Source organism: Streptomyces sp. NBC_01431, from assembly GCF_036231355.1.
GTDB lineage: Bacteria > Actinomycetota > Actinomycetes > Streptomycetales > Streptomycetaceae > Streptomyces.
Genome location: NZ_CP109496.1, coordinates 6,609,892 through 6,634,918, shown reverse-complemented (window position 1 = coordinate 6,634,918; position 25,027 = coordinate 6,609,892). Strand labels below are relative to the sequence as shown.

Annotated in this window: 27 protein-coding genes and 7 tRNA genes; 11 read left to right on the top strand and 23 right to left on the bottom strand. The window is 70.9% G+C overall.

Annotated features, from left to right (window positions below; translation table 11 throughout):
• Positions 1-14 precede the first annotated feature (14 nt).
• The 9 genes from ruvA to pgsA form a co-directional block, all read right to left on the bottom strand.
• The gene (gene ruvA, locus OG522_RS30335; RefSeq protein ID WP_329466207.1) at positions 15-620 is read right to left on the bottom strand and encodes a Holliday junction branch migration protein RuvA; all 606 of its coding nucleotides are present in this window, start codon (positions 618-620) and stop codon (positions 15-17) included.
• Positions 617-1,147: a crossover junction endodeoxyribonuclease RuvC gene (gene ruvC / locus OG522_RS30330; RefSeq protein ID WP_329466206.1), complete on the bottom strand. Its 531-nt coding sequence runs from the start codon at positions 1,145-1,147 to the stop codon at positions 617-619. Before ruvC ends, ruvA begins: the two co-directional genes overlap by 4 nt.
• A 117-nt stretch (positions 1,148-1,264) precedes the next feature.
• Positions 1,265-2,017, bottom strand: a complete 753-nt coding sequence (locus tag OG522_RS30325) for a YebC/PmpR family DNA-binding transcriptional regulator (protein ID WP_329466205.1) — start codon at positions 2,015-2,017, stop codon at positions 1,265-1,267.
• Between the two features lie 114 nt (positions 2,018-2,131).
• The gene (pdxT, locus tag OG522_RS30320; protein WP_329466204.1) at positions 2,132-2,716 is read right to left on the bottom strand and encodes a pyridoxal 5'-phosphate synthase glutaminase subunit PdxT; all 585 of its coding nucleotides are present in this window, start codon (positions 2,714-2,716) and stop codon (positions 2,132-2,134) included.
• A gap of 6 nt (positions 2,717-2,722) precedes the next feature.
• Positions 2,723-3,643 (bottom strand): pyridoxal 5'-phosphate synthase lyase subunit PdxS, encoded by a 921-nt coding sequence (gene pdxS, locus OG522_RS30315; RefSeq protein WP_053723628.1) that lies wholly within the window; start codon positions 3,641-3,643, stop codon positions 2,723-2,725.
• Positions 3,644-3,774: 131 nt separating this feature from the next.
• Complete coding sequence (locus OG522_RS30310; protein WP_329466203.1) at positions 3,775-4,320, bottom strand: hypothetical protein; 546 nt, start codon at positions 4,318-4,320, stop codon at positions 3,775-3,777.
• A 102-nt stretch (positions 4,321-4,422) separates the two neighbouring features.
• Positions 4,423-5,583, bottom strand: a complete 1,161-nt coding sequence (locus tag OG522_RS30305; protein WP_329466202.1) for a glycosyltransferase family 4 protein — start codon at positions 5,581-5,583, stop codon at positions 4,423-4,425.
• Entirely contained in the window at positions 5,580-6,476 is an 897-nt protein-coding gene (locus tag OG522_RS30300; RefSeq protein ID WP_329466201.1) for a phosphatidylinositol mannoside acyltransferase, read from the bottom strand. The genes OG522_RS30305 and OG522_RS30300 overlap by 4 nt, the downstream gene beginning before the upstream one ends.
• On the bottom strand, positions 6,473-7,129 hold the full coding sequence (gene pgsA, locus OG522_RS30295) for a phosphatidylinositol phosphate synthase (protein WP_329466200.1): 657 nt from the start codon (positions 7,127-7,129) through the stop codon (positions 6,473-6,475). The genes OG522_RS30300 and pgsA overlap by 4 nt, the downstream gene beginning before the upstream one ends.
• A 272-nt stretch (positions 7,130-7,401) precedes the next feature.
• Here pgsA and OG522_RS30290 point away from each other — a divergent pair, with 272 nt between their 5' ends.
• Both OG522_RS30290 and OG522_RS30285 read left to right on the top strand, forming a co-directional pair.
• Positions 7,402-9,600, top strand: coding sequence for an elongation factor G-like protein EF-G2 (locus tag OG522_RS30290; RefSeq protein WP_329466199.1), 2,199 nt, complete (start codon positions 7,402-7,404; stop codon positions 9,598-9,600).
• A 164-nt stretch (positions 9,601-9,764) separates the two neighbouring features.
• The gene (locus OG522_RS30285; RefSeq protein WP_329466198.1) at positions 9,765-11,438 is read left to right on the top strand and encodes a hypothetical protein; all 1,674 of its coding nucleotides are present in this window, start codon (positions 9,765-9,767) and stop codon (positions 11,436-11,438) included.
• 3 nt (positions 11,439-11,441) lie between these two features.
• Here OG522_RS30285 and OG522_RS30280 read toward each other — a convergent pair whose 3' ends face one another.
• The 4 genes from OG522_RS30280 to OG522_RS30265 form a co-directional block, all read right to left on the bottom strand.
• On the bottom strand, positions 11,442-12,002 hold the full coding sequence (locus tag OG522_RS30280; protein WP_329466197.1) for an HIT family protein: 561 nt from the start codon (positions 12,000-12,002) through the stop codon (positions 11,442-11,444).
• A 110-nt stretch (positions 12,003-12,112) separates the two neighbouring features.
• Positions 12,113-14,089, bottom strand: a complete 1,977-nt coding sequence (thrS, locus tag OG522_RS30275) for a threonine--tRNA ligase (protein ID WP_329466196.1) — start codon at positions 14,087-14,089, stop codon at positions 12,113-12,115.
• Between the two features lie 98 nt (positions 14,090-14,187).
• Positions 14,188-15,378, bottom strand: coding sequence for a hypothetical protein (locus tag OG522_RS30270; RefSeq protein ID WP_329466195.1), 1,191 nt, complete (start codon positions 15,376-15,378; stop codon positions 14,188-14,190).
• Positions 15,378-15,956 carry a DUF4365 domain-containing protein gene (locus OG522_RS30265; protein ID WP_329466194.1) on the bottom strand — a complete coding sequence of 193 codons (579 nt, stop codon included), beginning with the start codon at positions 15,954-15,956 and terminating at the stop codon, positions 15,378-15,380. The genes OG522_RS30270 and OG522_RS30265 overlap by 1 nt, the downstream gene beginning before the upstream one ends.
• 191 nt (positions 15,957-16,147) lie before the next feature.
• Here OG522_RS30265 and OG522_RS30260 point away from each other — a divergent pair, with 191 nt between their 5' ends.
• Entirely contained in the window at positions 16,148-16,873 is a 726-nt protein-coding gene (locus OG522_RS30260; RefSeq protein ID WP_329466193.1) for a 3'-5' exonuclease, read from the top strand.
• Between the two features lie 51 nt (positions 16,874-16,924).
• Here the strand turns inward: OG522_RS30260 and OG522_RS30255 are convergent.
• From OG522_RS30255 to OG522_RS30245, 3 genes are all read right to left on the bottom strand, one after another.
• A tRNA-Val gene (locus OG522_RS30255) sits at positions 16,925-16,996 on the bottom strand.
• Positions 16,997-17,069: 73 nt separating this feature from the next.
• Entirely contained in the window at positions 17,070-17,537 is a 468-nt protein-coding gene (locus OG522_RS30250) for an SRPBCC family protein (RefSeq protein WP_329466192.1), read from the bottom strand.
• 70 nt (positions 17,538-17,607) lie between these two features.
• Positions 17,608-17,679, bottom strand: a tRNA-Val gene (locus OG522_RS30245).
• 349 nt (positions 17,680-18,028) lie between these two features.
• Here OG522_RS30245 and OG522_RS30240 point away from each other — a divergent pair.
• A complete protein-coding gene (locus OG522_RS30240; protein ID WP_053723613.1) occupies positions 18,029-18,445 on the top strand; it encodes an SsgA family sporulation/cell division regulator in 417 nt (138 codons plus the stop codon).
• 195 nt (positions 18,446-18,640) lie between these two features.
• Complete coding sequence (locus OG522_RS30235) at positions 18,641-19,198, top strand: CGNR zinc finger domain-containing protein (RefSeq protein WP_329466191.1); 558 nt, start codon at positions 18,641-18,643, stop codon at positions 19,196-19,198.
• A 27-nt stretch (positions 19,199-19,225) separates the two neighbouring features.
• Here OG522_RS30235 and OG522_RS30230 read toward each other — a convergent pair whose 3' ends face one another.
• Together OG522_RS30230 and OG522_RS30225 are read right to left on the bottom strand one after the other, a co-directional pair.
• Positions 19,226-19,399 carry a hypothetical protein gene (locus tag OG522_RS30230; RefSeq protein WP_329466189.1) on the bottom strand — a complete coding sequence of 58 codons (174 nt, stop codon included), beginning with the start codon at positions 19,397-19,399 and terminating at the stop codon, positions 19,226-19,228.
• Between the two features lie 135 nt (positions 19,400-19,534).
• A complete protein-coding gene (locus tag OG522_RS30225; RefSeq protein WP_329466188.1) occupies positions 19,535-19,981 on the bottom strand; it encodes a hypothetical protein in 447 nt (148 codons plus the stop codon).
• 141 nt (positions 19,982-20,122) lie between these two features.
• On the opposite strand from OG522_RS30225, the gene OG522_RS30220 reads away from it, so the two are divergent.
• Positions 20,123-20,644: a DsbA family protein gene (locus OG522_RS30220; RefSeq protein WP_329466187.1), complete on the top strand. Its 522-nt coding sequence runs from the start codon at positions 20,123-20,125 to the stop codon at positions 20,642-20,644.
• A gap of 7 nt (positions 20,645-20,651) precedes the next feature.
• Here the strand turns inward: OG522_RS30220 and OG522_RS30215 are convergent, their stop codons facing one another.
• The 3 genes from OG522_RS30215 to OG522_RS30205 all read right to left on the bottom strand — a co-directional run bounded on the left by OG522_RS30215 (position 20,652) and on the right by OG522_RS30205 (position 23,442).
• Complete coding sequence (locus OG522_RS30215) at positions 20,652-21,485, bottom strand: GNAT family N-acetyltransferase (RefSeq protein ID WP_329466185.1); 834 nt, start codon at positions 21,483-21,485, stop codon at positions 20,652-20,654.
• A gap of 79 nt (positions 21,486-21,564) precedes the next feature.
• The gene (locus OG522_RS30210; RefSeq protein WP_329466184.1) at positions 21,565-22,386 is read right to left on the bottom strand and encodes an aminotransferase class IV; all 822 of its coding nucleotides are present in this window, start codon (positions 22,384-22,386) and stop codon (positions 21,565-21,567) included.
• The gene (locus OG522_RS30205; RefSeq protein WP_329466183.1) at positions 22,387-23,442 is read right to left on the bottom strand and encodes a chorismate-binding protein; all 1,056 of its coding nucleotides are present in this window, start codon (positions 23,440-23,442) and stop codon (positions 22,387-22,389) included.
• A 190-nt stretch (positions 23,443-23,632) separates the two neighbouring features.
• On the opposite strand from OG522_RS30205, the gene OG522_RS30200 reads away from it, so the two are divergent.
• The 5 genes from OG522_RS30200 to OG522_RS30180 all read left to right on the top strand — a co-directional run bounded on the left by OG522_RS30200 (position 23,633) and on the right by OG522_RS30180 (position 24,104).
• Positions 23,633-23,705: transfer RNA gene (locus OG522_RS30200), tRNA-Gly, on the top strand.
• Positions 23,706-23,744: 39 nt separating this feature from the next.
• Positions 23,745-23,818, top strand: a tRNA-Cys gene (locus tag OG522_RS30195).
• A gap of 1 nt (position 23,819) precedes the next feature.
• Positions 23,820-23,891, top strand: a tRNA-Val gene (locus OG522_RS30190).
• A gap of 44 nt (positions 23,892-23,935) precedes the next feature.
• A tRNA-Val gene (locus OG522_RS30185) sits at positions 23,936-24,007 on the top strand.
• A 22-nt stretch (positions 24,008-24,029) separates the two neighbouring features.
• Positions 24,030-24,104, top strand: a tRNA-Val gene (locus tag OG522_RS30180).
• Between the two features lie 217 nt (positions 24,105-24,321).
• Here OG522_RS30180 and OG522_RS30175 read toward each other — a convergent pair.
• Both OG522_RS30175 and OG522_RS30170 read right to left on the bottom strand, forming a co-directional pair.
• Positions 24,322-24,531 (bottom strand): hypothetical protein, encoded by a 210-nt coding sequence (locus OG522_RS30175; protein WP_329466182.1) that lies wholly within the window; start codon positions 24,529-24,531, stop codon positions 24,322-24,324.
• Positions 24,532-24,729: 198 nt separating this feature from the next.
• Positions 24,730-25,008, bottom strand: coding sequence for a hypothetical protein (locus OG522_RS30170; RefSeq protein ID WP_329466181.1), 279 nt, complete (start codon positions 25,006-25,008; stop codon positions 24,730-24,732).
• Positions 25,009-25,027: the final 19 nt, after the last annotated feature.

Here is a 25,027-nt window from a genome sequence, read left to right as displayed (position 1 = left end):
GGGCGCGGACGGGCTCAGCGGGCGCGGTTGAGGCTCTGCAGGGCGGCCTTCAGGAGGGCGCCGACGTTCGGCTTGTCCGAGGCCTCGGCCTGCGGCTCGACGGCGGCGACCGCCTCGTCGGCCTCCCGGGTCGCGTAGCCGAGCCCGATGAGAGCCGCGTGCAGCTGGTCCCGCCAGGCCGCGGTGACCGGCGCCGCTGCCGCCGGGGCGTTCCCGACGGGCGCGCCGAGCCGGTCCTTCAGCTCGATGAGGAGCTTCTGGGCGCCCTTCTTGCCGATGCCGGGCACCGCGGTGAGCGCCTTCTCGTCACCGGTGGCGAACGCACGGCGCAGCGCGTTCGGGGTGTGCACGGAGAGCACCGCCTGGGCGAGCCGGGGGCCCACCCCGTTGGCGGTCTGGAGCAGTTCGAAGACCTGCTTCTCGTCGTCGTCCGCGAAGCCGTACAGGGTCAGCGAGTCCTCGCGTACGACCAGGGACGTGGCGAGTTTGGCGTGCTGGCCGACGCGCAGTTCGGCCAGTGTGTTGGGCGTGCACTGGAGGGCCATGCCGATGCCGCCGACCTCGACCACCGCGGTGTCGGGAGCGAGGGCGGCGACCGGGCCGCTGACGAAGGCGATCATCGGGTGACCTTCCGTACGGAGTGCTGGGCGTGGGCCTGTTGGAGCCTGTTCAGGGCCGGGGCGCGCCAGATGTGGCAGATGGCGAGAGCGAGGGCGTCGGCCGCGTCGGCCGGTCTGGGCGGCGCGTCCAGCCGGAGCAGCCGGGTCACCATGGCACCGACCTGCGCCTTGTCGGCGCGGCCGCTTCCGGTGACGGCGGCCTTGACCTCGCTGGGGGTGTGCAGGGCGACGGGGATGCCGCGCCGGGACGCGCATAGCATGGCGACGGCGCTGGCTTGGGCGGTGCCCATCACGGTGCGCACGTTGTGCTGGCTGAACACCCGCTCCACGGCGACGAATTCGGGCCGGTGGGCATCCAGCCACTCCTCGATGCCGCGCTCGATGGCGACGAGCCGGTGGCCCAACTCGGCGTCCGCCGGGGTCCGTACGACACCGACACCGAGCATGGTGAGCGGTCGGCCCGCCACCCCTTCGACGACGCCCACGCCACACCGCGTCAGTCCGGGGTCCACCCCGAGTACGCGCACGGCCCCTCCCCAATGATCTTTGACTTCCTGCCAGGCTATCCGCTGCCACTGACAACGGCGGCGGGCCGATGGGACGTGTCCCATCGGCCCGCCGAAACCGCTCAGCACGTGGCAGCGCTACGCGTCGACCTTCTCCATGACCTCGTCGGAGACGTCGAAGTTGGCGAAGACGTTCTGCACGTCGTCGCTGTCCTCCAGCGCGTCGATGAGCTTGAAGATCTTCCGCGCGCCCTCTTCGTCCAGCTCGACCTGCATGGTCGGGACGAAGTTGGCCTCGGCCGAGTCGTAGTCGATGCCGGCCTGCTGGAGCGCCGTACGGACCGCGACCATGTCCGTGGCCTCGGAGATGATCTCGAAGGAGTCGCCGAGGTCGTTGACCTCCTCGGCGCCCGCCTCCAGGACCGTCTCCAGGACGTCGTCCTCGGAGAGCTCGCCCTTGGGCAGGACGACGACGCCCTTGCGGTTGAACAGGTACGAGACCGAGCCCGGGTCGGCCATCGAGCCGCCGTTGCGGGTCATCGCTACACGTACGTCGGAGGCGGCACGGTTGCGGTTGTCGGTGAGGCACTCGATGAGCACCGCGACGCCGTTCGGGCCGTAACCCTCGTACATGATCGTCTCGTAGTCGGCACCGCCCGCTTCGAGACCGGCACCGCGCTTGAGCGCGGAGTCGATGTTCTTGTTGGGCACCGACTGCTTCTTGGCCTTCTGCACGGCGTCGAAGAGGGTCGGGTTGCCATCGATGTCGGCGCCGCCGGTGCGGGCCGCGACCTCGATGTTCTTGATCAGCTTCGCGAAGAGCTTGCCGCGCTTGGCATCGATCACGGCCTTCTTGTGCTTCGTCGTAGCCCATTTAGAGTGGCCGGACATCTGCCTGTCTCCTTCGCGTAACCCATTCTGCGTCGTTCGGCAGAGATCCTACCGGGAGCCGGGCCACCCGTCGCCCGGCCCCCGCCCCTCATCGGGCGCTCACGCGCGCGCCTTTCAGGCGGCGGCGCGCACCATGTCCACGAACAGCGCGTGCATGCGGTGGTCGCCCGTCAGCTCGGGGTGGAACGAGGTCGCCAGCGCGTTTCCCTGGCGTACGGCGACGATGTGGCCGCCGTGCTCGGCGAGCACCTCGGTCTCGGCGCCGACGGACTCGACCCAGGGGGCGCGGATGAACACGCCCTCCACGGGGCCCACTCCGGAGACCTCCACGGTCGCCTCGAACGACTCGTTCTGGCGGCCGAAGGCGTTGCGGCGGACGATCATCTCGATGCCGCCGATGGTCTCCTGGCCCGAGCGCGGGTCGAGGATCTTGTCGGCGAGCATGATCAGCCCGGCGCAGGTGCCGTACACGGGCAGGCCCGCCCGCACCCTCTCGCGCAGCGGCTCCAGCATGCCGAACAGCGCGGCCAGCTTGGAGATGGTGGTGGACTCGCCGCCGGGTATGACCAGGCCGTCCACGTCGGCGAGCTCCTCGGGACGCCTGACCGGCCTGGCCACGGCGTCCGCCGCGGCCAGGGCGATGAGGTGCTCCCGTACGTCGCCCTGGAGAGCCAGGACACCGATCACTGGGGTGTTCATGAGTGACTACCAGCCGCGGTTGGCGTAGCGCTCGGTCTCGGGCAGGGTGTCGCAGTTGATGCCCACCATGGCCTCGCCCAGGTTGCGGGAGGCGTCCGCGATGATCTTCGGGTCGTCGAAGAAGGTGGTGGCCTTCACGATGGCGGCGGCGCGCTTGGCCGGGTCGCCCGACTTGAAGATGCCGGAGCCGACGAAGACGCCCTCGGCGCCGAGCTGGCGCATCAGCGCGGCGTCGGCGGGGGTGGCCACGCCGCCGGCGGAGAACAGCACAACCGGGAGCTTGCCGAGCTCGGAGACTTCCTTGACCAGCTCGTACGGGGCGCGCAGCTCCTTGGCGGCGGCGTACAGCTCGTTGTTGTCGAAGCCGCGCAGCTTGGCGATCTCGTTCTTGATCTGACGCAGGTGGCGGACGGCCTCGACCACGTTGCCGGTGCCGGCCTCGCCCTTGGAGCGGATCATGGCCGCGCCCTCGGCGATGCGGCGCAGGGCCTCGCCCAGGTTGGTGGCGCCGCAGACGAACGGCGTGGTGAAGGCGAACTTGTCGCTGTGGTTGACCTCGTCGGCCGGGGTGAGGACCTCGGACTCGTCGATGTAGTCGACGCCGAGCGACTGCAGGACCTGAGCCTCGACGAAGTGGCCGATGCGGGACTTGGCCATCACCGGGATGGAGACCGCGCCGATGATCTCCTCGATCATGTTCGGGTCGGACATCCGGGCCACGCCGCCGTCCTTGCGGATGTCGGCCGGAACCCGCTCCAGGGCCATGACCGCGACGGCGCCCGCGTCCTCGGCGATCTTCGCCTGCTCGGCGTTGACCACGTCCATGATCACGCCGCCCTTGAGCTGCTCGGCCATGCCGCGCTTGACGCGGGCGGTGCCGATCGCGGGGCTGTCGGACTGGGGGGTGCTGGAAGGCGTGCTGGACACGGAGCGACCTCACTGGGTGAAGAAGGGATTCTGCTGCCCTGAGGGAACCCCGGTGTCCCGGTCCACATCAAGGGCCAATGGACAGCCGGTGGATCGTTCTGCGCCAGGTGGCCGGTCCCCCGGACCTGAAATCAGCTGCCCGGCCGGTCGGCGAGCGCCGTCGGTGGTTCGTCGTCCATCTCGAAGGCGAGCGGGAACGGGGCGTGGCCGGCCAGCCGGAGCCACCGCACCGTTCGGTGCCTGCGCAGCGCCCGTGCGGCCCGTACGGCGTCGTTGTGGAAGCGCCGCGCCATGGGCACCCTGCGCACCGCCTGCGCCAGCTCCTCGGCGGCCGCCACGCCGCCGGGGGCCTCCCGTACGGCGTCGACCTGCGCGGGTTCCCCGAAGACGGCCCGCAGCGCCTGGCTCAGCTCGCTCTCGGCGACCTCCCGGTGCTCCTCCTCCGCCTGGCGCGCCGCGTGTGCGGCCTCGTACAGCACGATGGAGGCGGCGGGGTCGAGGACCCCGCTGGTGGCGAGTTCCTGGGTGACCGAGGCGCGGCGCAGCAGTTGGGCGTCCAGGGCGGCGCGGGCCGCGTCGATGCGGGCGTGCAGCCGGTCGAGCCGGCCCGCGGTCCAGCTGAGATAGAGGCCGATCGCGACGAGGGCGACGGCGATCCAGATGAGGGTTACGGTCACGGGCCGCAAGGCTACCGGGAGGCGCGGCTGCCCCGGCCCGCCGACTCCGGGGCCCGAAGCGCCAGGGCCCCGGGGCTCCGGCGCTCGGACTCCCCCAGGCCGTCAGTCGCGCGCGAACCCGAACCTCGCCCGGAACCCCGGGCGTTCGTCCGCCGCCACGGACGCCGCGCCGTCCGTCACCGTTTCGTACACCGCGAGGATGTCCGCCCCCACCGTCGACCAGTCGAACCGGCGCACGTGGGCGGAGCCACGGGCGCTGAGTTCGGCTCGGCGGGCCGGGTCGGACAACAGCCGCAGGGCCGCGTCCGCGAGCCCGTCGGCGTCCTCGTTGGCGAAGAGGTCGCCCGCCGCGCCCTGGTCCAGGACCTGCGCGAAGGCGTCCAGGTCGCTGGCGAGGACCGCGGCGCCCGCCGAGAGCGCCTCGACCAGGATGATGCCGAAGCTCTCGCCGCCGGTGTTGGGGGCGACGTACACGTCCACACTGCGCAGTAGCCGCGCCTTGTCCTCGTCGCTGACCATGCCGAGGAATTCGACCCGGGAGCGCATCTCGGACGGCAGGGAGTCGACCGCCTCCTCCTCGTCGCCGCGGCCCGCGACCAGCAGCCGGGCCTCCGGGCGCTCGGCGAGGATGCGGGGCAGCGCCTTCATCAGGACCGGCAGGCCCTTGCGCGGTTCGTCGATGCGGCCGATGAAGCCCAGGGTGCCCCCCTGCCACTCGGGCTTCGGCTCGGCCCTGGCGAAGAAGTCGACGTCGACGCCGTTGGGGATCACCACCGCGTCGCCGCCCAGGTGCTCCACCAGGGTGCGCCGCGCGTACTCGCTCACCGCGATCCGCGCGCTGATCTTCTCCAGGGCGGGCTGCAGGATCGGATAGGCCGCGATCATCGCGCGGGAGCGGGGGTTGGAGGTGTGGAAGGTCGCCACGATGGGGCCCTGCGCCGCCCAGCAGGAGAGCAGGCCGAGCGAGGGCGAGGCCGGCTCGTGGATGTGGATGACGTCGAAGGTGCCGTCGTGCAGCCAGCGGCGCACCCGCGCGGCCGACAGGAGCCCGAAGTTGAGCCGCGCCACGGAGCCGTTGTACGGGACCGGGACGGCCCGGCCCGCCGAGACGACGTACGGCGGCAGCGGTGTCTCGTCGTCGGCCGGGGCGAGTACCGACACCTCGTGGCCCCACCGGATCAGATGCTCCGCCAGGTCCCTGATGTGGAACTGCACTCCGCCCGGTACGTCCCAGGAGTACGGGCACACGATGCCGATCTTCACGGCCTGCGCTCCTCCAGGTCGGCCAGCCACAATCGCTGCAACATGTGCCAGTCCTCGGGGTGGTCGGCGATTCCGGTGGCGAAGGCATCGGCCAGCGCCTGCGTCATCACGGAGGTCTTCTCGGTCCGGTCGCCGGTCTCGGGCACGTCGACGGGCGGATGGACCCGCCCCTTCATGATCGGCGTGTCGTCGTACCAGAGCGTCACGGGCAGCAGCAGCGCACCGGTCTGCTGGGCCAGCATGGCCGGTCCTGCGGGCATCCTGGTCGGCTCGCCGAAGAACTTCACCTCGACGCCGTTCGCCGACAGATCGCGGTCGGCGACCAGGCAGACCAGGCCGCCGGCGCGCAACCGGCGTGCCAGCGTGCCGAAGGCGGAGCCGCCGGTGTGCGGCAGCACCTCCATGCCAAGGCCCTCGCGGTAGGCGACGAAGCGGTCGTACAGCGTCTCGGGCTTGAGGCGTTCGGCGACCGTCGTGAACGGGGTGGCCAGCTTGGTGGTCACCCAGGCGCCCGCGAGGTCGTAGTTGCCCATGTGGGGCAGGGCGAGGACGACCCCGCGCTCGGAGGCGAGGGCGTCGGTCAGGTGGTGGACGTCCTGCGGCTCGAAGCCGTTCTTCATCCGCTCCTTGCTCCACGCGGGCAGCCGGAACGACTCCATCCAGTACCGCATGTACGAGCGCATCCCGGCCTGCGACAGCTGCGCGAGGCGCTCGGGCGAGGCGTCGGGCACGACCCTGGCCAGATTGGACTCAAGGCGCAGCACGCTCTTTCCGCGCCGCTTCCAGACGGTGTCCGCGATGCGGCGGCCGAGCCGGCCCGCGACCGGTTCCGGCAGCTTTTTGACGGTGGCCCACCCAAGGCCGTACAGCGCGTCGGTCAGCCTGTCCTTCATGCGCCCGCCTCACCGGCCGCCGCGGCGTCGGCCTCCGCGGATTCCCGGCGGACCGTCACCACCCGCTGGACGAGCGTGATGAGGCTGCCGACGGCGACGATCCACAGGGCGATGGGAAGCAGCACCTGGACGCCCGGCACGCCGAATGCGTGGAGTCCGGCCAGACCCGCGGCGACGAGCGAGATGACGAGGCGCTCGGCGCGCTCCACCAGGCCGTTGACCGCGACGGGCAGTCCGATGGCCTCGCCGCGCGCCTTGGTGTACGAGACCACCTGGCCGCTGGCCAGGCAGAAGATGGCCACGGCGCACAGGGCGTTGTCGTCTCCCCGTCCGGCGTACCAGAGCGCGAAGCCACCGAAGATCGCGCCGTCGGCGACCCGGTCGAGCGTGGAGTCGAGGAACGCGCCCCAGCGGCTGGAGATCCCGGCCTGGCGGGCCATGTTGCCGTCGATCAGGTCGGAGAAGACGAACAGGGTGATGACGATCGTGCCCCAGAAGAACTCTCCGCGGGGGAAGAAGACCAGCGCTCCCGCCATCACTCCGGCCGTACCGATGAGGGTCACCGCGTCGGGGCTGACTCCGCGGCGGAGCAGAAATGCGGCGAACGGCGTGAGGACACGCGTGAAGAATGCACGCGCGTACTTGTTCAGCATGGCCTTCCCGAGGGGTCGGTGTGGCCGCGCGGCCCCTGCTGGCCACCGGCCGACCCATCGTAGCCACGACTGCGGGGGCGCACCGCCGGGCACCCGCTGGGTGACCGGGGGGCCACGGTCCGCGTGCGGTCGCGTACGACGTATGGACGCACAGTGACCGGAGTGGAAAGCTCGAATTACCGCGGGCGTCGCTGATGCCGCCTTGGCACGCGGGATCCGCGTGTCCGCGCCCTCTCACCACCTCACCGCGCACGAAACCGGGAGGAACGGACATGGGCGACAAGGCGAACTCACACCCCGGGGCCGCCGGCAGGGCTACGGCGGCCGACCACCCCTCATCCGTACGGAACGTGGTGCTGGTCGGCCACAGCGGATCCGGGAAGACCACCCTGGTGGAAGCGCTCGCGCTGGCGGCGGGGGCCGTCAACCGCGCGGGCCGGGTCGAGGACGGCGGGACCGTCTCCGACTACGACGAGATCGAGCACCGGCAGCAGCGCTCCGTACAGCTGTCGCTGGTCCCGGTCGAATGGGGCGGCTTCAAGATCAACATCTTGGACACCCCGGGATACGCCGACTTCGTCGGGGAACTCAGGGCCGGTCTGCGAGCGGCGGACGCGGCCCTTTTCGTCGTCTCGGCCGCGGACGGGGTCGACGGGTCGACCCGCATGGTCTGGGACGAGTGCGCGGCGGTCGGGATGCCGCGGGCGATCGTGGTCACGCATCTGGAGGCGGCCCGCGCCGACTTCGAGGCGATGACCCGGATCTGCGCCGAGGAGTTCGGCGGCGACGACCCCGACGCCGTGCTCCCGCTGTACCTGCCGGTGCACGGCGCGGCCGGGCCCGACGGGCACGCGCCGGTGACCGGCCTGATCGGGCTGCTCTCCCAGCGGGTCTTCGACTACGCCTCCGGCGAGCGCAAGGAGACCGAGCCCGACGCGGGGCAGCTCCCGCTGATCGAGGAGGCCCGCAACCGGCTCATCGAGGGGATCATCGCGGAGAGCGAGGACGAGACCCTCATGGACCGCTACCTCGGCGGCGCGGAGATCGATTTCACGTCACTGGTCGCGGACCTGGAGCGAGCGGTGGCGCGCGGCACCTTCCACCCCGTCCTGGCCGCCGCGCCCGCCGCCGACGGCGCCAAGCAGGGCCTGGGCACGATCGAACTGCTCGAACTGATCACCGGCGGCTTCCCGACCCCGCTGGAACGGCCCGCGCCCGAGATCACGACCCCGCAGGGCGCGGCCCGTCCGGCCCCGGCCTGCGCCGTCGACGGACCGCTGGTCGCCGAGGTGATCAAGACCTCCTCCGACCCGTACGTGGGCCGGGTCAGCCTGGTGCGGGTCTTCTCCGGCACCCTGCGCCCCGACGAGACGGTGCACGTGTCCGGCCACGGCATGGAGGACCGCGGCCACCAGGACCACGACGTCGACGAGCGGATCGGCGCCCTGTCCTCACCGTTCGGCAAGCAGCAGCGTCCGCTGGCCAAATGCGTGGCGGGCGACATCGCCTCGGTGGCGAAGCTGACCCGGGCCGAGACCGGGGACACGCTCTCCGCCAAGGACGATCCGCTGCTCATGGCGCCCTGGGACATGCCCGACCCGCTGCTGCCGCTGGCCATCGAGGCGCACAGCAAGGCCGACGAGGACAAGCTCTCGCAGGGGCTCTCGCGCCTCGTCGCCGAGGACCCGACGATGCGGCTCGAACAGAACCCGCACACCCACCAGTTGGTGCTGTGGTGTCTGGGCGAGGCGCACAAGGACGTCGCCCTTGAGCGGCTGCGCAGCAGGTACGGGGTCCAGGTCGACGCCGTACCGCACAAGGTGTCGCTGCGCGAGACGTTCGGCGCGCCGTCGGGCGGGCGGGGCCGGCACGTCAAGCAGTCCGGCGGGCACGGCCAGTTCGCGATCTGCGAGATCGAGGTGGATCCGCTGCCGCCGGGCAGCGGCATCGAGTTCGTGGACAAGGTGGTCGGCGGCTCGGTGCCGCGGCAGTTCATCCCGTCCGTCGAGAAGGGGGTACGGGCCCAGGCGGCGCGGGGGGTGGCGGCCGGGTATCCGCTGGTGGACGTGCGGGTCACGCTTCTGGATGGCAAGGCGCACTCGGTGGACTCCTCCGACGCGGCCTTCCAGACCGCGGGCTCCCTCGCACTGCGCGAGGCGGCCGCCGAGGCGCGCATCCACCTGCTCGAACCGGTCGCCGAGGTGCAGGTGCTCGTCGCCGACGACTACGTGGGTCCCGTGATGAGCGATCTGTCCGGGCGCCGGGGCCGGGTGGTCGGCACCGAACAGGCGAGCCCGGGGCGCACGCTGGTGCGCGCCGAGGTCCCGGAGATCGAGATCGGGCGGTACGCGGTGGACCTGAGGTCGCTGTCGCACGGCACCGGGCGGTTCAGCCGCAGGTACGCCCGGCACGAGCCGATGCCACCCCAGCTGACCGACAAAATCCGTGAACGGGCGGAAGAGGGACGTTAATTGACACTTCCTCAGAAAGCCGTCCACCTCAACCTCCTTGCGGTGGGCGGCATTCCGATGTCCCCTGACGAGCGGGGCGCTCGCCCGATACGCTGTGGTCCCAGCTCAGCAGGTGTGCGGAGTGCGGTGACCGGGAACAGGCCGCAGAGCGATGACACGCGGCGATGGGGGCGGCAGTGACGGCAGAAGAACCATTCTTCGACTTCCTTCCCAGGCCACAGGTGCCGCTCCAGGGCTCCGCCGGCCAGACGGCCGCGACCCAGGCGCTCGCTTCGGCCGCGTACCGGGACAGTCCGGTCGAGGACATACTCAAGGCCAACAACGAGTGGCACGAGTCCGAGGTGAAGAAGGGCAAGCTCTCGCTCTTCGAGCCCAACCTCGGCGAGGCGTTCTCGCGCGCCGTGCAGTCCCGGATGCTGGGCGCCACCCGCAAGGGCATCATCCAGTCGTTCGGCACCGAGCCGGGCACCATCGTCGAGCACTGTCTGGCCTCGATCCGCATCCGCAAGGAGCGGGACATGAGGCTCACCCTGGTCATGGTGGTCTTCGGGCTGCTGTTCCTGCCCGGGATGCTGATCTGGCTCGCCGTCTTCCAGCTGCGCCGCACGCTCGCGGGCGCCAAGGACCGGCGGGTCGGCGCACTTGGCACGATCCTGCTCGTGGCGGTCGGCGGCCTCGCGGTGCTCTTCCTGATCAAGCTGCCCTTCCACGGCGTGCTCGCGCTGTATCTGCGCGCGATGATCGTGGCTCCGGTCGTCGGCTGGTACTGGGCCAAGGTCATCTGCGAGAAGACCGCTCGGGATCTGCGCTCCCGCTGGGACAGCCTGCTCGGCGGCGGCGGCATCGGCGCCAAGATCCCGGAGGCGGTTCCCAAGAGTTCGGCGGCGGGCTCCGCGGAGCAGCTGCGCCAGTCCCTGGTCAAACTGGCCGCCGAGGACCAGAGCAACATCGTCTTCTACGCGGGCCCCAAGGGAATACTGGGCATGGGCACCCGTTGGGGCAGCTGGCAGCTCGCCGAGGAACTCGTGCCCAAGGAGGCGGGCAAGGAGATCCACGGCTTCCGCAGCTGGGACGTCATCAGGGCGGTCCAGGACCGCCTGCTGCTCCTTGAGCGCGGCCCGCTGCACACCGGCGGCTTCCCCACCCCGTCCATCAGGAACTGGGTGGTCTCACCGATCGGCGAGGGCGCCAAGGAGGTGTCGCGGCCCAGCGGCCAGGACATCGACAACTTCCAGGTGCGTCAGCACGAGATCCAGCGCATCTGCAACGAGCAGCAGTTCTCCAGCGGCAACCGCCACTACCTGGGCGTCCAATTCACGCTCTGGGACGGCCAGTTGGTCATCACCATGATGGTCACTGTCACCGTGCTGCACGAGACGCTGCGGATCGAGGTGACCGGGCACGCGCTCGGCCCGGTGCACGCGCTGTTCACGACCAAGCCGGCGCCCAAGACCAGGGAGGTCGACAAGACCTTCAGGTTCTGGGAGAAGAAGACGATCGCGCTCCCCCTGGTCGACGCCACCGAGGTGGTGCGCCTCGCCGCGCGAGCCCCGCTGACCTGGTACCCGCCGCTGCTCGACTACCTGGGCGGCAAGATAGCGCTGCCCGAACCGTTCGGCCTGCGGCACGCCTGGGCCGACCAGCCCTGGCGCCACCGCTTCATGGCCGACGACGCGATGCGCGCGGCGACCCCCGTGCTGCGGACGGTGCACGCGGCGGCGATGAAGGTGCTCGACGAGCACGGTGTGAACACCGAGCGCTTCACCAACCGTTCGCTCATCCTCAGCGGCATGGTCCAGGACGCGGCGCCGAGGAAGGCGGACATGTACGACGCGTGAGGACTAGCTACGGGGCCAGGCGTCGGCCAGCATCTTGCGGGTGTCCGCGAGGAGTTGGGGCAGCACCTTGGTGTGGCCGACGACCGGCATGAAATTGGTGTCGCCGCCCCAGCGCGGCACGAGGTGCTGGTGCAGATGGGCGGCGATCCCGGCACCGGCCACCGTGCCCTGGTTCATGCCGATGTTGAACCCGTGCGCCCCGGAGGCGGTGCGCAGCGCGGTCATCGCCTGCTTGGTGAGCTCGGCGAGCTCGGCCGTCTCCGCCGCGTCGAGCTCGGTGTAGTCGGCGACGTGGCGGTAGGGCACGACCATGAGGTGCCCGCCGTTGTACGGGTAGAGGTTGAGCACCGCGTACACGCGCTCGCCGCGCTTGATGATCAAGCCGTCCTCGTCCGACTTCGCCGGGATCGAGCAGAACGGGCACCCGTCGCCGGATCCCGGCCCCGTCGGCTTGTTCTCGCCCTGGATGTACGCCATCCGGTGGGGCGTCCACAGGCGCTGGAACGCGTCCTGCGTCCCCACTCCGATCTGCTGCTCCGGCTCACTCGTCATGGTGTGCAGCATATGACTTCGGCGGTCGGGAGCGTCGTCCGGGTGGCCGGTGGCCCGCACGCGCGAGGGCCCCCGGGAAGACGGGCTTCCCGGGGGCCGAGCCCCGCGTCGGCGGGGAGCGATCACACCTGCACGCGACGCTCCACCACGTCGACGAGCTTCGCCAGCGCCTCCTCGCGCGGAACGCCGTTCTCCTGCGAGCCGTCGCGGTAGCGGAAGGAGACGGTGCCGGCGTTCATGTCGTCGTCACCGACGATGATCATGAACGGGACCTTCTGCTTCTGCTGGTTCCTGATCTTCTTCTGCATCCGGTCCGAGGACGCGTCCACCTCGACCCGCAGGCCCTTCTTCCGCGCCTCGGCGGCGAACTCCTGGAGGTAGGGGATGTGGGCGTCGCCGATCGGGATGCCGACCGCCTGGACCGGGGCCAGCCACGCCGGGAAGGCGCCCGCGTAGTGCTCCAGGAGCACCGCGAAGAACCGCTCGATGGAGCCGAACAGGGCGCGGTGGATCATCACCGGGCGCTGCTTGGTGCCGTCGGGGCCGGTGTACTCCAGGTTGAAGCGCTCCGGCAGGTTGAAGTCGAGCTGCACGGTCGACATCTGCCAGGTGCGACCGATGGCGTCCTTGCACTGCACGGAGATCTTCGGGCCGTAGAAGGCGGCGCCGCCCGGGTCGGGGACCAGCGGCAGGCCCTGCTTCTCGGCGACCTGGCGCAGCGTTTCGGTCGCCTCCTCCCAGATCTCGTCCGAGCCGACGAACTTCTCCGGGTCCTTGGTGGAGAGCTCCAGGTAGAAGTCGGTGAGGCCGTAGTCGCGCAGCAGCCCGAGCACGAAGGTGAGGGTGCGGTCGAGCTCGGCCGCCATCTGCTCCTTGGTGCAGTAGATGTGCGCGTCGTCCTGGGTGAAACCGCGGGCCCGGGTCAGGCCGTGCACGACACCCGACTTCTCGTACCGGTACACGGTGCCGAACTCGAAGAGGCGCAGCGGCAGTTCACGGTAGGAGCGCCCGCGCGCATCGAAGATCAGGTTGTGCATCGGGCAGTTCATGGGCTTGAGGTAGTAGTCCACGCCCTCGTCGAGCTGCATGGGCGGGTACATGCCGTCGGCGTACCAGTCCAGGTGGCCCGAGGTCTCGAAGAGCTTCCCCTTGGTGGCGTGCGGGGTGTAGACGAACTCGTAGCCCTCCTCCTCGTGCCGGCGGCGCGAGTAGTCCTCCATGACCCGGCGGATGATGCCGCCCTTGGGGTGGAAGACGGCGAGGCCGGAGCCGATCTGCTCCGGGATGGAGAACAGGTCGAGCTCGTTGCCCAGCTTGCGGTGGTCGCGCTTCTCGGCCTCCGCGAGGAACTCCAGGTGCGCCTTCAGCTCGTCCTTGGAGGGCCAGGCGGTGCCGTAGATGCGCTGGAGCATCGGGTTCTTCTCGCTGCCGCGCCAGTAGGCGGCGGCGTTGCGCATCAGCTTGAACGCGGGGATGTTGCGGGTGGTGGGCAGGTGGGGACCGCGGCACAGGTCCTTCCAGCACAGGTCACCGGTCTTGGCGTCCAGGTTGTCGTAGATGGTCAGCTCGCCGCCGCCCACCTCGACGTCGGCGCCGTCGTCGGACGAGGCCGAGCCCTTGATGCCGATGAGCTCCAGCTTGTACGGCTCGTTCGCCAGTTCCTCGCGGGCGGCCTCATCGGTGACGACGCGGCGCGAGAAGCGCTGGCCGCGCTTCTGGATCTCCTGCATCTTCTTCTCGATGGCCTTGAGGTCCTCGGGCGTGAACGGCTTCTCGACGTCGAAGTCGTAGTAGAAGCCGTCCCGCACCGGCGGGCCGATGCCCAGCTTGGCGTCGGGGAAGAGCTCCTGGACGGCCTGGGCCATGACGTGCGCGGTGGAGTGGCGCAGGATGTTGAGGCCGTCCTCGGAGGAGATCTCGACGGGCTCGACCTCCTCGCCGTCCTTCACCTCGTACGCGAGGTCCTTCAGCTCACCGGCCACGCGGGCCGCGACGATGGTGCGCTCACCGGCGAAGAGCTCGGCCGCCGTAGTGCCCGTCGTCACCACGCGCTCTTCCCGCTCGGAATCGCGTTGGATGATCACACGGACGTCTGACACCGGACTTCTCCTGCCGTAGGGGGGCGCGCAGCGTGTCGCGTACGCGAGACGATCCTACCGAGCCCGCGGGGTACGCCGCGAAACGGTTAACGGGCCGCTCAGTCGGTCGCGGGGTCCGCCTCGGACCCGCAGGCCTCCTCGAAGAAGTCCAGGTTCTCCTGGAGCGACTTCATCAGGCGGTCCCGCTCGGCGTCGTCCACCTGCACCGGGGTCACGTCGCGCGCCTGGGAGAGCCGGCGGAACCCGCCCCGGCTCTCCAGTCTCCCCACGACCCGGATCGGCAGCCCCACCAGATGCGCGTGCCCGGCGATGCGGTACGCCTCCTCGTCGAGCTCCATCCGGACGTGCGGGACCTCGGCGCCGGCCAGTACCCGCAGCCGCACGACGCCCGGCCCGCCGGGGCCCGACCGCCTCAGCCGCACCACGGCGCCGGTGATCCGCACGGGTACGGACGGTTCGACGCTCAGGTACCGGGCGCCCGCCGCCCGCAGCGCGGGCAGGTCGCCGGGCGAGAACTCGACGGGCTCGGGGCGGGGCGCGCAGCCCGTCGGCACCCCGGCCGCCGGCGCCCACTCCAGCGCGATCCGGACGCCTTCCGTGCCGTGCACCAGGGCGACCACCGACTCGGTCAGCTCCCGGCTGACCCCGGCGCGCACGGCGGCGTCGAAGGCCTCCATGCCGCCCGTGGCGCGCTGGTAGTCGACCGCGTCCCGGACCGCGTTGAGGGCCTCGTACAGGCGCACCACCGCGGGCCGCCCGGACGCCACCGGCACGAAGGCGGTGAGCCGTCCGTCCGGGCCGGGTCCGGCCAGCACGTCCGTGAGGGAGGCGACGGCCTGCCTGCGGTGGCGCGCCCCGTGGTAACCGGCCGGCCCGCGCACCGCCAGCGCGCCGGCGAGCAGCATCCGGTGCGCGGCGTCGCGCAGTTGCTCCTGTTCGTTCCAGGAGGCGGTGCCGAGCGGCCCCTCGGGCACCTCGCGCCACCACCGCACCTCGTCGCTGGGCACCGCGAGCGACAGCAGGACCTCGCGGGCACAGGGCGCGGCGCTGCGGGCGAGCGCGGTCAGCGCCTCGCCGAGCAGGTCCTCGCAGTCCGGGTAGGCCCGGCTCTCCGGAACGAGCAGACTCGTACCGGAGCCGACCGCCCCGGGCGGTGTCCAGCGGGCGTACCGTCCCGCCGCTCCGCCGCGCCGCCGCCAGCCGTGCCGGTGCAGCAGCGCCCCCAGGACGGCCGGATCGACCTGTCCGACCGGCAAGGTCGCCCCGCCCTCTTCCCCGGACCAGCGCATCAGGGCCTCCCTCCCACCCCGACCCGCGTCATGATCTCGCAGAGCGCGCGGTCGTCGAAGATCCGCGATGTCGGTATGCGCACCGTGGTCCTGCGGCGGCCGGTCACCGGGTGTCCGGCCAGATTGGTCCAGTAGCAGCAGTGCCGCAGCGCCAGCCGGTCGTGGCCCGCGCGCAGCCACTCGTCCCGGTTCCTCGGCGCCAGCATCACGACCAGGATCTTGTGCACCGACACCGGCGTGCGGGCCAGTTTCACCAGGTGGTCGTTGTCCAGCGTGAACGAGAAGGCCCCGCCCGGCGGATGCGGCGGAATCTGGTACGTGCACTTGAGCTGCACCTTGATCGTCACTTCGTCGTCGACCGTGTGGCCGGGAGCGCTGTGGCTCACGTGCCAGTCGATCCCGTTGTCCGGAAAGGGCTGCGAGAGCGAGCACCCCGCTGCCGCCGCCACCGCGTGCAGGTAGCCCACCTGGAGGGTCTCCATGCAGGCGGTGGTGGCGAGTGAGCCGCGCAGCGGTGCGATCGGCTCGGGCAGCAGACCGTGACCGGGCGCGGCCGGATCGGGCTGCGCGAGCGCCATGGCTGTCGTAGGCCTTCCGGACCGTGCCGTACGTATTTCCGTGACGGACCGTCAATCACCAAGCCCGCTACCTGTGTTGTCTCCGCACTCCGATCCCCGCAAACGGCGTATGTCGCAAACGGCCCGGGTATCACGGAATCGGGCAGGGGAAGCACGCCATCTGCCAGGAGTGCGCGAGGAGTTGAGTAGACATGACGTGCTGGTACGAGGGTCCCCTGGCGGCGTTCGACACCGAGACCACCGGGGTCGACGTCGAGGAGGACCGGATAGTTTCGGCCGCGCTGGTCGTCCAGGACGGTCCGGGCGCGCGGCCGCGCGTGACGCGCTGGCTGGTCAATCCGGGCGTTCCGGTCCCGGAGGGCGCCACCGCGGTGCACGGGCTGACCGATCAGCACCTCCAGCTGAACGGGCGCTGGCCGGCCCCCGTGATGGAGGAGATCGCCAAGGGCCTCGCCGAGCAGTGCTCGGCGAGCCGTCCGCTGGTCATCATGAACGCGCCGTTCGATCTGACGATCCTGGACCGGGAGTTGAAGCGCCACCGCGCCGCCCGCCTGGGCCACTACCTCGGCGCGGGTCCACTGCGCGTTCTGGATCCCCGGGTCCTGGACAAGCACCTCGACCGCTACCGCAAGGGCCGCCGCACCCTCACCGACCTGTGCGACCACTACGACGTGACGCTGGAGGGCGCGCACGACGCGGCCGCCGACGCGCTGGCCGCCCTGGAGGTCGTACGGGCCGTGGGGCGCAGGTTCGCGGCCCGCCTTGAGCGGCTCTCGCCGACCGAGTTGCACACCTTGCAGGCGACTTGGCACGCGGCGCAGGCGCGCGGCCTGCAGGCCTGGTTCGCGCGGCAGGGCACGGTGGAACTCGTGGACACGGCATGGCCGCTGCGTCCCGAACTCCCGGCGGCCGCCTGAACGTCGACAGCAAAAAGGCCGGTCCGTCAGTGACGGACCGGCCTTTCCCGGTGGGCGATACTGGGTTCGAACCAGTGACCTCTTCGGTGTGAACGAAGCGCTCTCCCACTGAGCTAATCGCCCGGGAACGGACTGAACAATACAGGCCCGCACGCCCAGCTTTCAAACCGCCCGCCCGGCACCCGGCGACGGCCCCTCAACGACGCGTCCCGCTCGGCTGCTCCCGTTCGAGCCACCGCCGCAGCCCGCGCCGCCCGGACCTCATCATCAAGGCGTGGTTGGCGCGGAACAGCGGGCGGCCGGGCAGCGCGAACCGCCGCATCAGCGGCTTGCGCACCTCGACCTCCTGCTCGTACACGACACGGGTACCGCCGGGGCGCTCGGCCAGCGTCCAGCGCACCCAGCCCTCCAGGTCGCCGCTCAGCTCGGCTTCGAGGACCAGGGCCGCCGGATCGCGGCGACTCTCGCGCCCGGTGACGTACAGGTCGTACGGGACGAGCGAGCGGAGCCGGGAGGTGGCGGTGAGGTCGTCGAGGGGGGTGACCTCGCGAACCTCGGGCCACCACCGCGGGTACTCCTCGGCGCGCTCCAGAACCGCGAACACGGCGGCGGGCGCGCGGGGCAGGTCCCAGACACTGCGGAAGCGGTAGTGGCACCAGTCCATGCCCCCAGTGTGCCCGTGGAACGCCACAGGCCCCGGAGATCTTGGTGATCTCCGGGGCCTGCGGTCCGGGTGGGCGATACTGGGTTCGAACCAGTGACCTCTTCGGTGTGAACGAAGCGCTCTCCCACTGAGCTAATCGCCCGGGCGCACCGCAAACATTACCCCATGTCAGCGGGGCCCTGGACCACGCATGGTCACTCGTCGATCTTCCCCGGCACCACGTTGCCGATCCGTCGTGCGCCGCTCCTGCCGAGCGCCTGCCCGGGGCCCGTTCGTCACTCTTCGTATTCGCGCCGTCCGATTTCAGGCACCGTTGCCCGAAATCGACTTCACCGAAATGGACCTATAACGCAAAGTAATAGTCGGCCGTACGAGCTACGTGAACCACTGCAAAACGGTCAGAGGGGTTTACAACGGCACCGTAGGTGGCATGTCGATTTCGCCGACGTGCGAATCCCCGAGCGCACACTGAGCGAAAGGCCCTGGCGCTTATGAACACCACGGTCAGCTGCGAGCTGCACCTGCGCCTCGTTGTGTCGAGCGAGTCCTCACTGCCTGTACCCGCGGGCCTGCGGTATGACACGGCCGATCCCTATGCCGTGCACGCCACCTTCCACACCGGAGCCGAGGAGACCGTCGAGTGGGTATTCGCCCGCGACCTCCTCGCCGAGGGCCTCCACCGGCCCACCGGAACCGGCGACGTCAGAGTCTGGCCATCACGCAGCCACGGCCAGGGCGTCGTCTGTATCGCCCTGAGCTCGCCGGAAGGAGAAGCCCTGCTCGAAGCCCCGGCGCGGGCCCTGGAGTCGTTCCTGAAGCGGACCGACGCCGCGGTGCCACCCGGCACCGAGCATCGTCACTTCGATCTCGACACGGAACTCTCACACATCCTGGCCGAGAACAACTGAGGCCACGGAGAGAGCCGCACGGCGCCGTCCGACTCGGGGCGACGGCGCCGCGCGGACAACCACACAACGGCAGTCACCGGTGCCGTCCCCCACGAAGCCGTCGTGGGGGACGGCACCGGTGCGCTCACGGCACGAGGGGCTAGAGTCGGCCAGCATCCGACGGGCGCCCGCCCGCCGCAGGCCAGGGAGCGAATCGTGCTGATCCCTCACGACACCCGGATCGCGCTCGACATGGTGGTCGATCTGGTGAACACCGCGCCGGAGAGCGAGGAGACGGACCGCCTCGCCGACGTGGACGCGCTGTACCGGTTCGTCCAGGACCATAGCGTGAGCGGGGTGGAACGACTCTCCATCCGTGACCTCCTGGGCGTTCAGGGGGTCAGGAGCAGGTTCGCGGAGATCTTCGCGGCGCCGGACGCCCACAGCGCCGCCGAGCTCGTCAACCAGCTGGTCGCAGCCGCCGGCACCACTCCACAGCTGACCGACCACGACGGCTACGACTGGCATGTGCACTACTTCGCGCCCGGCGCCTCGGTGGCCGACCACCTGGCCGCGGACGGCGGCATGGCGCTCGCCTTCATCGTCGTCACGGGCGAGCAGGAACGTCTTCGCAGATGCGAGGCGCCGGACTGCGGACGGGCCTTCGTGGACCTCTCGCGCAACCGCTCCCGGCGCTATTGCGACAGCCGTACCTGCGGGAACCGCCTGCACGTGGCCGCGTACCGGGCCCGCCGCAAGGAAGCCGCGGGCTGATCCCGGCCGGGGCTCGCCGCGTGAGCCTCACAGCAGGAAGAGGTCGTGCACGGCGGCCATGAGCAGCAGGCAGCCGATCACCCCCAGGAAGATCATCAGGGGTGGTTGGGAGAGCGCGAAGAGGCAGCCCTTCGCCTCGGGGTCGGGCGCGCGCGGCTCGTCGGTCGGTGCAGGGGTGGAGCCCTGGGAACTGTCCAGCATCTCGGGGCGATGATGACTCAGCCACACCGCATGGGTATACCAACACGCCCATATCAAGCGGCAGTTCGCCCGATCTTGTCGCGCACGACACGAGCGGCCGCGCGGGGGCGCCCACGCCCCGGCGTACCCGGACGGTCAGATGCCGTGCTTTTTCAGGATGGCCTCGATGTCGCTGAAGTCCTCGCTCGCGGCGGGCTTGGCGTTGGCCTTCGGGACGGGCTGCGCGGCCGGCGCACGCCCGGCGGCGAGCGAGGGGGCCGAGGCCGTGGGGGCCACCGCCTCGCGCTGGGCGGCCGCCGCGGCCTTGCGTTCCTTGCGGGTGCCGCCGCCGCGCCGCTCCACGGCGCGGGTCGTCATGAACAGCAGCCAGGCGACCCCGAGCAGCCCGAAGCCCAGCCACACGCTCGGCTTGAAGACGATGCCGGACACCCACTGCACGACACCGGTCATGACCAGGCCGACGGGGATGAGGGAGTAGGCGGCGATGCGCGTGGCCGCGAGGAAGCGCTTGCGGTACGCCGTGATGGCAGCGATGCCCAGTCCGGCCGCGGAAACGGCGGAGCAGACGGTCTCGGCGAGCATCCGGTTCCTCCAGGCATGGGGGTGTGGCTTTCTTCCATCGTGCACCGCAACCCGCCCGTCGGGCCACGGCCGGCCGCGACCTCAGGGAGATCTCCGGGGCGGGATCCTCCCCAGGTCCCGGTTGCTGGGAGACTGGGACCCATGAGCGACACCACCCCCGGCAGCGCCACCGCCCCCGTCGTCCTCGACGTGTGGTGCGAGCTGCAGTGCCCCGACTGCCACAACGCCCTCGACGACATCCGCGCGCTGCGCGCCCGTTACGGCGACCGCCTCGACATCCGGCTGCGGCACTTCCCGCTGGACAAGCACAAGCACGCCTTCGCCGCGGCCCAGGCCGCCGAGGAGGCCTTCGAGCAGGGGCGGGGCTGGCCGTACGTGGAGGCGGTGCTCGCCCGCACCGGGCGCCTCGCCGAGCAGGGCGAGCGCGTCCTGGTGGAGACGGCGGGCGAACTCGGCCTGGACACCGACGAGTTCGAGACCGCCCTCATCGACGGGCGGCACATCCTGATCGTCGACGCGGACCAGGCCGAGGGCAAGGCCATCGGGGTGACCGGCACACCGACCTACGTCATCGGCGAGGAGCGGCTCGACGGCGGCAAGAGCCAGGACGGGCTGCGCGCGCGCATCGAGGAGATCGCCGACGGGCTGCTCGCCGACCGGTAGCCGCCGCTCAGAGCAGGCTCTTGTAGTGGTGGTACCGGGTGGGCCGGTAGCCGAGCGACTCGTAGAGGCGGAGCGCCGGGGTGTTGTCGGCGAAGACGTGCAGGCCCAGCGTGTCCATTCCGTCAGCCAGGGCCACTCGTTCCGCGAGCAGCATCAGCGACCGCCCGTGGCCCCGGCCGCGGTACTCCTCGGCGACCCGGACGTCGAAGACGTAGGCGCCCTCGCCGGGCGGCGTGCGCCGGGCCACCCACACGCTGCCCACGGCGCTCCCCCGGCCCTCCAGCACCCGCAGGTGCACGCCTGCGGTGGCCACGCCGTCCGGGAGCAGCGCGCGGTGCTCCGACTCCGCCTTCGTCCGGGCCTGCGCCTCGGGCACGCCCCGGTCGATCCAGCTCTGCGCGTAGGTCTCCAGGTCCGCGCGCTGCCACTGCTCGAACTCGGCGGCGCTCATGGGCCGCCCGACGGTTCCCACCGGCAACTCGGGCGCGGTGGGCGGGAGTTGCTTGACCATGTTGCGGCTGCGTTCGACGTAGCCGAGCGCACCGGCCAGCCGCAGCGCCGCCCGCGCGTCCGCGGGCACCGTGAGGCCGACCTGGCCGCAGCCCCAGCCCCGCAGCACTTCCTCGGCGGCGAGGGCGGCGACGGTGCCGCGCCCGCGCCCCCGGTCGGCCTCGTCGATCCACAGCTCCCCGATCCGGCCCGTACCGGCCCCGAACCGGGTGTCCGTGGCGATCTTGATCCGTCCGACGCGTCTGCTGTTCACACACACGTCGTACGTACGCGACTTGGCGCCCTCGGCGCCCTGCTGGAGCGGCTCGGTCGGCCGAATGGTGGTGGTCATCAAGGCCGTTGTACCGGTCCCGGGGCCGCACGTCACCGGCTTTTACGGGTCCGGTTCGCCGGGATCCGCGCGTCCGGTCCTACGGGTCCAGATTCGAGCCGGCCCGCTCGTCGAAGATCCGCATCGCCTTCGCGGTGACCGGACCGGGTGCCTGGGCCAGCACCCGCCCGTCGACGCGGTGCACGGACTGCACGTCGCGCAGCGTGGAGGTCAGGAAGATCTCGTCCGCGCTCTCCAGGACCTCCAGCGGCAGTGCCGTCTCCTGCGCCCCGGTCCACTCGACGGTCAGCGCGCGGGTGATGCCGCCGAGGCAGCCGGAGGCGAGCGGCGGGGTGTGCAACTGGCCGTCGAGCACCACGAAGACATTGGATCCGGTGCCCTCGCAGAGCTGTCCCGCCGTGTTCGCGAAGAGGGCCTCGGAGGCGCCCTGCCCGTGCGCCTTGGCGAGGGCGACGACGTTCTCGGCGTACGAGGTGGTCTTCAGGCCCACGACGGCGCTGCGCTCGTTGCGGGTCCACGGCACGGTGATCACGGCGGTGGTGTCGGGGCGGCGCGTGCTCTCGCCGAGCGCGACGACCAGGGTCGCTCCCGCGTCCCCCCGGTCGGAGCCGAGCGGCGAGAGCCCGCCGGTGTAGGTGATCCGCAGCCGGCCGAGCGGCATCGGGTTCGCGTCGAGCACGGCCGCGCAGGCTCGCCGCACCTCGTCGAGGTCGGGGTCGGGCAGGCCGAGGCCGCGAGCCGAGCGGGTCAGCCGGTCCAGGTGGCGGGTGAGCGCGAAGGTGCGGCCCTGTGTCGCCTTCACCGTCTCGAAGACGCCGTCGCCCACGGTGAGCCCGTGGTCGAGCACGGACACCTGCGCGGCATCGGCGTTCTTCAGTCCGCCGTTGACCCAGATCTGCATTTACGCGGTCCTTCCCGTGTGCCCGCCGTGGGCATACGCGCCCGACGCTACCGCGAGCAGTCGCGAGGCCTTCAGCTCGGTCTCGTCCCACTCCCGCTCGGGGTCCGAGCCCCAGGTGATGCCCGCCCCGGTGCCGAAACGCAGCACCCCGCTCGCCCGGTCGATCCAGAAGGTGCGTATGCCGACGGCGAGCTCGCCGAGCCCCCGGTCGGCGTCGACCCAGCCGATGCCGCCGCAGTAGGGGCCGCGGGGCGCGGTCTCCAGGGCTTCGATGATCCGCAGCGCGCTCGACTTGGGCGCCCCGGTGACCGAGCCCGGCGGGAACGCGGCACCGAACAGATCCCGCCAGCCGGCCTTCGGCGCCAGTTCACCGCGCACGGTGGAAACGAGGTGGACGAGGCCGGGGTGCTCCTCCACCGTGCAGAGCTCCGGCACGGTCACCGAGCCGGTGGCGCAGACCCGCCCCAGGTCGTTGCGGACGAGGTCCACGATCATCACGTTCTCGGCGTGGTCCTTCTCCAGGAGGTCCGCCGCGGTCCGCCCGGTCCCCTTGATGGGCCCGGACTCCACGACCCGCCCCGTGCGCCGCAGGAACAGTTCGGGCGAGGCGGTCGCGATCTCCACCCCGTGGGCGGGCAGCCGAATCGTTCCGGCGTAGGGAGCGGGGTTGCCCCGGGCGAGCAGCGCGGTGAGCGCGTCCACGTCGGCCGCCGCCGGGTCGGGCAGCGGCGCGGCCAGCACCCGGCAGAGGTTCGCCTGGTAGACCTCACCGGCCGCGATGTGCTCGCGGATGCGGCGTACGCCCGCCGTGTACGCGGCGCGGTCGAGGGAGGACGTCCAGTCACCGGCGGCGGGCCCGCGCCAGGCGCCGGGGACGGGCGCGGGGACCGGCTCCGTACGGACGTCCCCGAAGCGGGCGCAGACGAGGCGGCCCTCGAAGTCGGCGGAGACAGCCCAGAAGCCGGCGGAGTCAAGAGCCTCGGGGTCACTGGTGACATCACGCAGGTCCGAGGCGACGAGGCCGCCGAAGCGGGCCAGAGGAGCGAGGTCGTGCACGGGTGCGAGTCTATGACCGGTGCGGGCCGGGTGCCCCTGAGCGGCCGGGAGGCGAACAGTCGCCCGGACCCCGCACGGGCGCCGACCAGGCGTAACGCAGCACGCTGCGCAAACGCGTTTTTGTACTGGCCCGGGAATCCGCTAGAGTTCAACACGTCGCCGGGACGCGCAAGCGAAACGGAAACGACAAGCGGACGTGGCTCAGTTGGTAGAGCATCACCTTGCCAAGGTGAGGGTCGCGAGTTCGAATCTCGTCGTCCGCTCGATGTGGGGGATCTTCCCGGACCCTCATATGCACTCCTGGTGGAGTGGCCGAGAGGCGAGGCAACGGCCTGCAAAGCCGTCTACACGGGTTCAAATCCCGTCTCCACCTCCAAGCGCGATTAGCTCAGCGGGAGAGCGCTTCCCTGACACGGAAGAGGTCACTGGTTCAATCCCAGTATCGCGCACGCAGTAACACGAAGTAACCGGTCCCGAGGCTTGGGGCCGTCCCGCGCGATTAGCTCAGCGGGAGAGCGCTTCCCTGACACGGAAGAGGTCACTGGTTCAATCCCAGTATCGCGCACGCAGTAACAGCACCTGATCCCGCGCGATTAGCTCAGCGGGAGAGCGCTTCCCTGACACGGAAGAGGTCACTGGTTCAATCCCAGTATCGCGCACCAACCGGAGCCCCCGGCCTTCTCGAAGGCCGGGGGCTCCGTCGTTGCCGCAGCCGCTCGTGCTGCCCAACTCCCGTACGTGCAAAAGGCGTTGTCCGATCGGCTCCCCAGCCGATCGGACAACGCCTCTTACTGCCGTCCGCCGCACCCCCGTCCCCACGGGGCTGAAATGGGCCGGATGTCCCCGACCCGGTCCGCTCTACCGGGTCCGGGGCGCCGCTCAGCGCCCCAGCATCACACCCACGGACGACGCCTGTGTGACCACCGCGTCCCAGCCGCCGAAGACGACTACGAGCAGGGCCGCCAGGGGAAGGACCATGGCCGTCGCCACCAGGGGGTGGCGCGGACCGGCCCGGCGGGCACCGAACGCGGCGCTGTACGCCCTGCGTCCCTGCGTACGGATGATCGTCCGCGCAGCCGTGTCCGCCATGGTCCTCTCCTGTTCGATTCATTGGTTCTTGACCGCGGCGGGTGTCTGACCTCGGGGGACGAGTGCACCACCCGCCGCTTGTCTTCAACAGTAGGGACCGGCACGGCCCGGGACGTCATGCCCTCGTACCGCTCTGCTGGCCTCCCAGGGGATGAGCCCTCCCCTGTGGACGTACTCCCCTGGGTGGAGACGCGACCCCTACGCCTTGGGGTCTTCCCGGAGGGGTCGGGCGCGGTCCCCGGGCTCCGCCTCCCCCGCGTCCTGCCGGGGTACCGGTTGCTCGACCAGGGCGAGCACCCGGGTGGCCATGAATCGGGCGGTGCGCACGACCGTGCCGCTGCGCGTGACTTCGCTCACTTCCACCACCCCGCGACGGACCGCCGTCTCCACCCTGCGGCCCGCCCGGCTTGCCACCACTTCGTACGTCCGGGTGGTGTCTCCGGCGTCCACCACTATCTCCACGCGGTCACCCTTCATTGATCCAAACCCCCTTCTG

What these genes read in the sequence shown, in the direction of transcription:
- ruvA (WP_329466207.1), bottom strand. Translation starts at nt 620, where the DNA reads ATGATCGCCTTCGTCAGCGGCCCGGTCGCCGCCCTCGCTCCCGACACC.
- OG522_RS30325 (WP_329466205.1), bottom strand. Translation starts at nt 2,017, where the DNA reads ATGTCCGGCCACTCTAAATGGGCTACGACGAAGCACAAGAAGGCCGTG.
- pdxT (WP_329466204.1), bottom strand. Translation starts at nt 2,716, where the DNA reads ATGAACACCCCAGTGATCGGTGTCCTGGCTCTCCAGGGCGACGTACGG.
- OG522_RS30300 (WP_329466201.1), bottom strand. Translation starts at nt 6,476, where the DNA reads ATGAAGGACAGGCTGACCGACGCGCTGTACGGCCTTGGGTGGGCCACC.
- pgsA (WP_329466200.1), bottom strand. Translation starts at nt 7,129, where the DNA reads ATGCTGAACAAGTACGCGCGTGCATTCTTCACGCGTGTCCTCACGCCG.
- OG522_RS30290 (WP_329466199.1), top strand. Translation starts at nt 7,402, where the DNA reads ATGGGCGACAAGGCGAACTCACACCCCGGGGCCGCCGGCAGGGCTACG.
- OG522_RS30285 (WP_329466198.1), top strand. Translation starts at nt 9,765, where the DNA reads ATGGGGGCGGCAGTGACGGCAGAAGAACCATTCTTCGACTTCCTTCCC.
- OG522_RS30280 (WP_329466197.1), bottom strand. Translation starts at nt 12,002, where the DNA reads ATGCTGCACACCATGACGAGTGAGCCGGAGCAGCAGATCGGAGTGGGG.
- OG522_RS30270 (WP_329466195.1), bottom strand. Translation starts at nt 15,378, where the DNA reads ATGCGCTGGTCCGGGGAAGAGGGCGGGGCGACCTTGCCGGTCGGACAG.
- OG522_RS30265 (WP_329466194.1), bottom strand. Translation starts at nt 15,956, where the DNA reads ATGGCGCTCGCGCAGCCCGATCCGGCCGCGCCCGGTCACGGTCTGCTG.
- OG522_RS30260 (WP_329466193.1), top strand. Translation starts at nt 16,148, where the DNA reads ATGACGTGCTGGTACGAGGGTCCCCTGGCGGCGTTCGACACCGAGACC.
- OG522_RS30250 (WP_329466192.1), bottom strand. Translation starts at nt 17,537, where the DNA reads ATGGACTGGTGCCACTACCGCTTCCGCAGTGTCTGGGACCTGCCCCGC.
- OG522_RS30240 (WP_053723613.1), top strand. Translation starts at nt 18,029, where the DNA reads ATGAACACCACGGTCAGCTGCGAGCTGCACCTGCGCCTCGTTGTGTCG.
- OG522_RS30230 (WP_329466189.1), bottom strand. Translation starts at nt 19,399, where the DNA reads ATGCTGGACAGTTCCCAGGGCTCCACCCCTGCACCGACCGACGAGCCG.
- OG522_RS30225 (WP_329466188.1), bottom strand. Translation starts at nt 19,981, where the DNA reads ATGCTCGCCGAGACCGTCTGCTCCGCCGTTTCCGCGGCCGGACTGGGC.
- OG522_RS30220 (WP_329466187.1), top strand. Translation starts at nt 20,123, where the DNA reads ATGAGCGACACCACCCCCGGCAGCGCCACCGCCCCCGTCGTCCTCGAC.
- OG522_RS30215 (WP_329466185.1), bottom strand. Translation starts at nt 21,485, where the DNA reads ATGACCACCACCATTCGGCCGACCGAGCCGCTCCAGCAGGGCGCCGAG.
- OG522_RS30210 (WP_329466184.1), bottom strand. Translation starts at nt 22,386, where the DNA reads ATGCAGATCTGGGTCAACGGCGGACTGAAGAACGCCGATGCCGCGCAG.
- OG522_RS30175 (WP_329466182.1), bottom strand. Translation starts at nt 24,531, where the DNA reads ATGGCGGACACGGCTGCGCGGACGATCATCCGTACGCAGGGACGCAGG.
- OG522_RS30170 (WP_329466181.1), bottom strand. Translation starts at nt 25,008, where the DNA reads ATGAAGGGTGACCGCGTGGAGATAGTGGTGGACGCCGGAGACACCACC.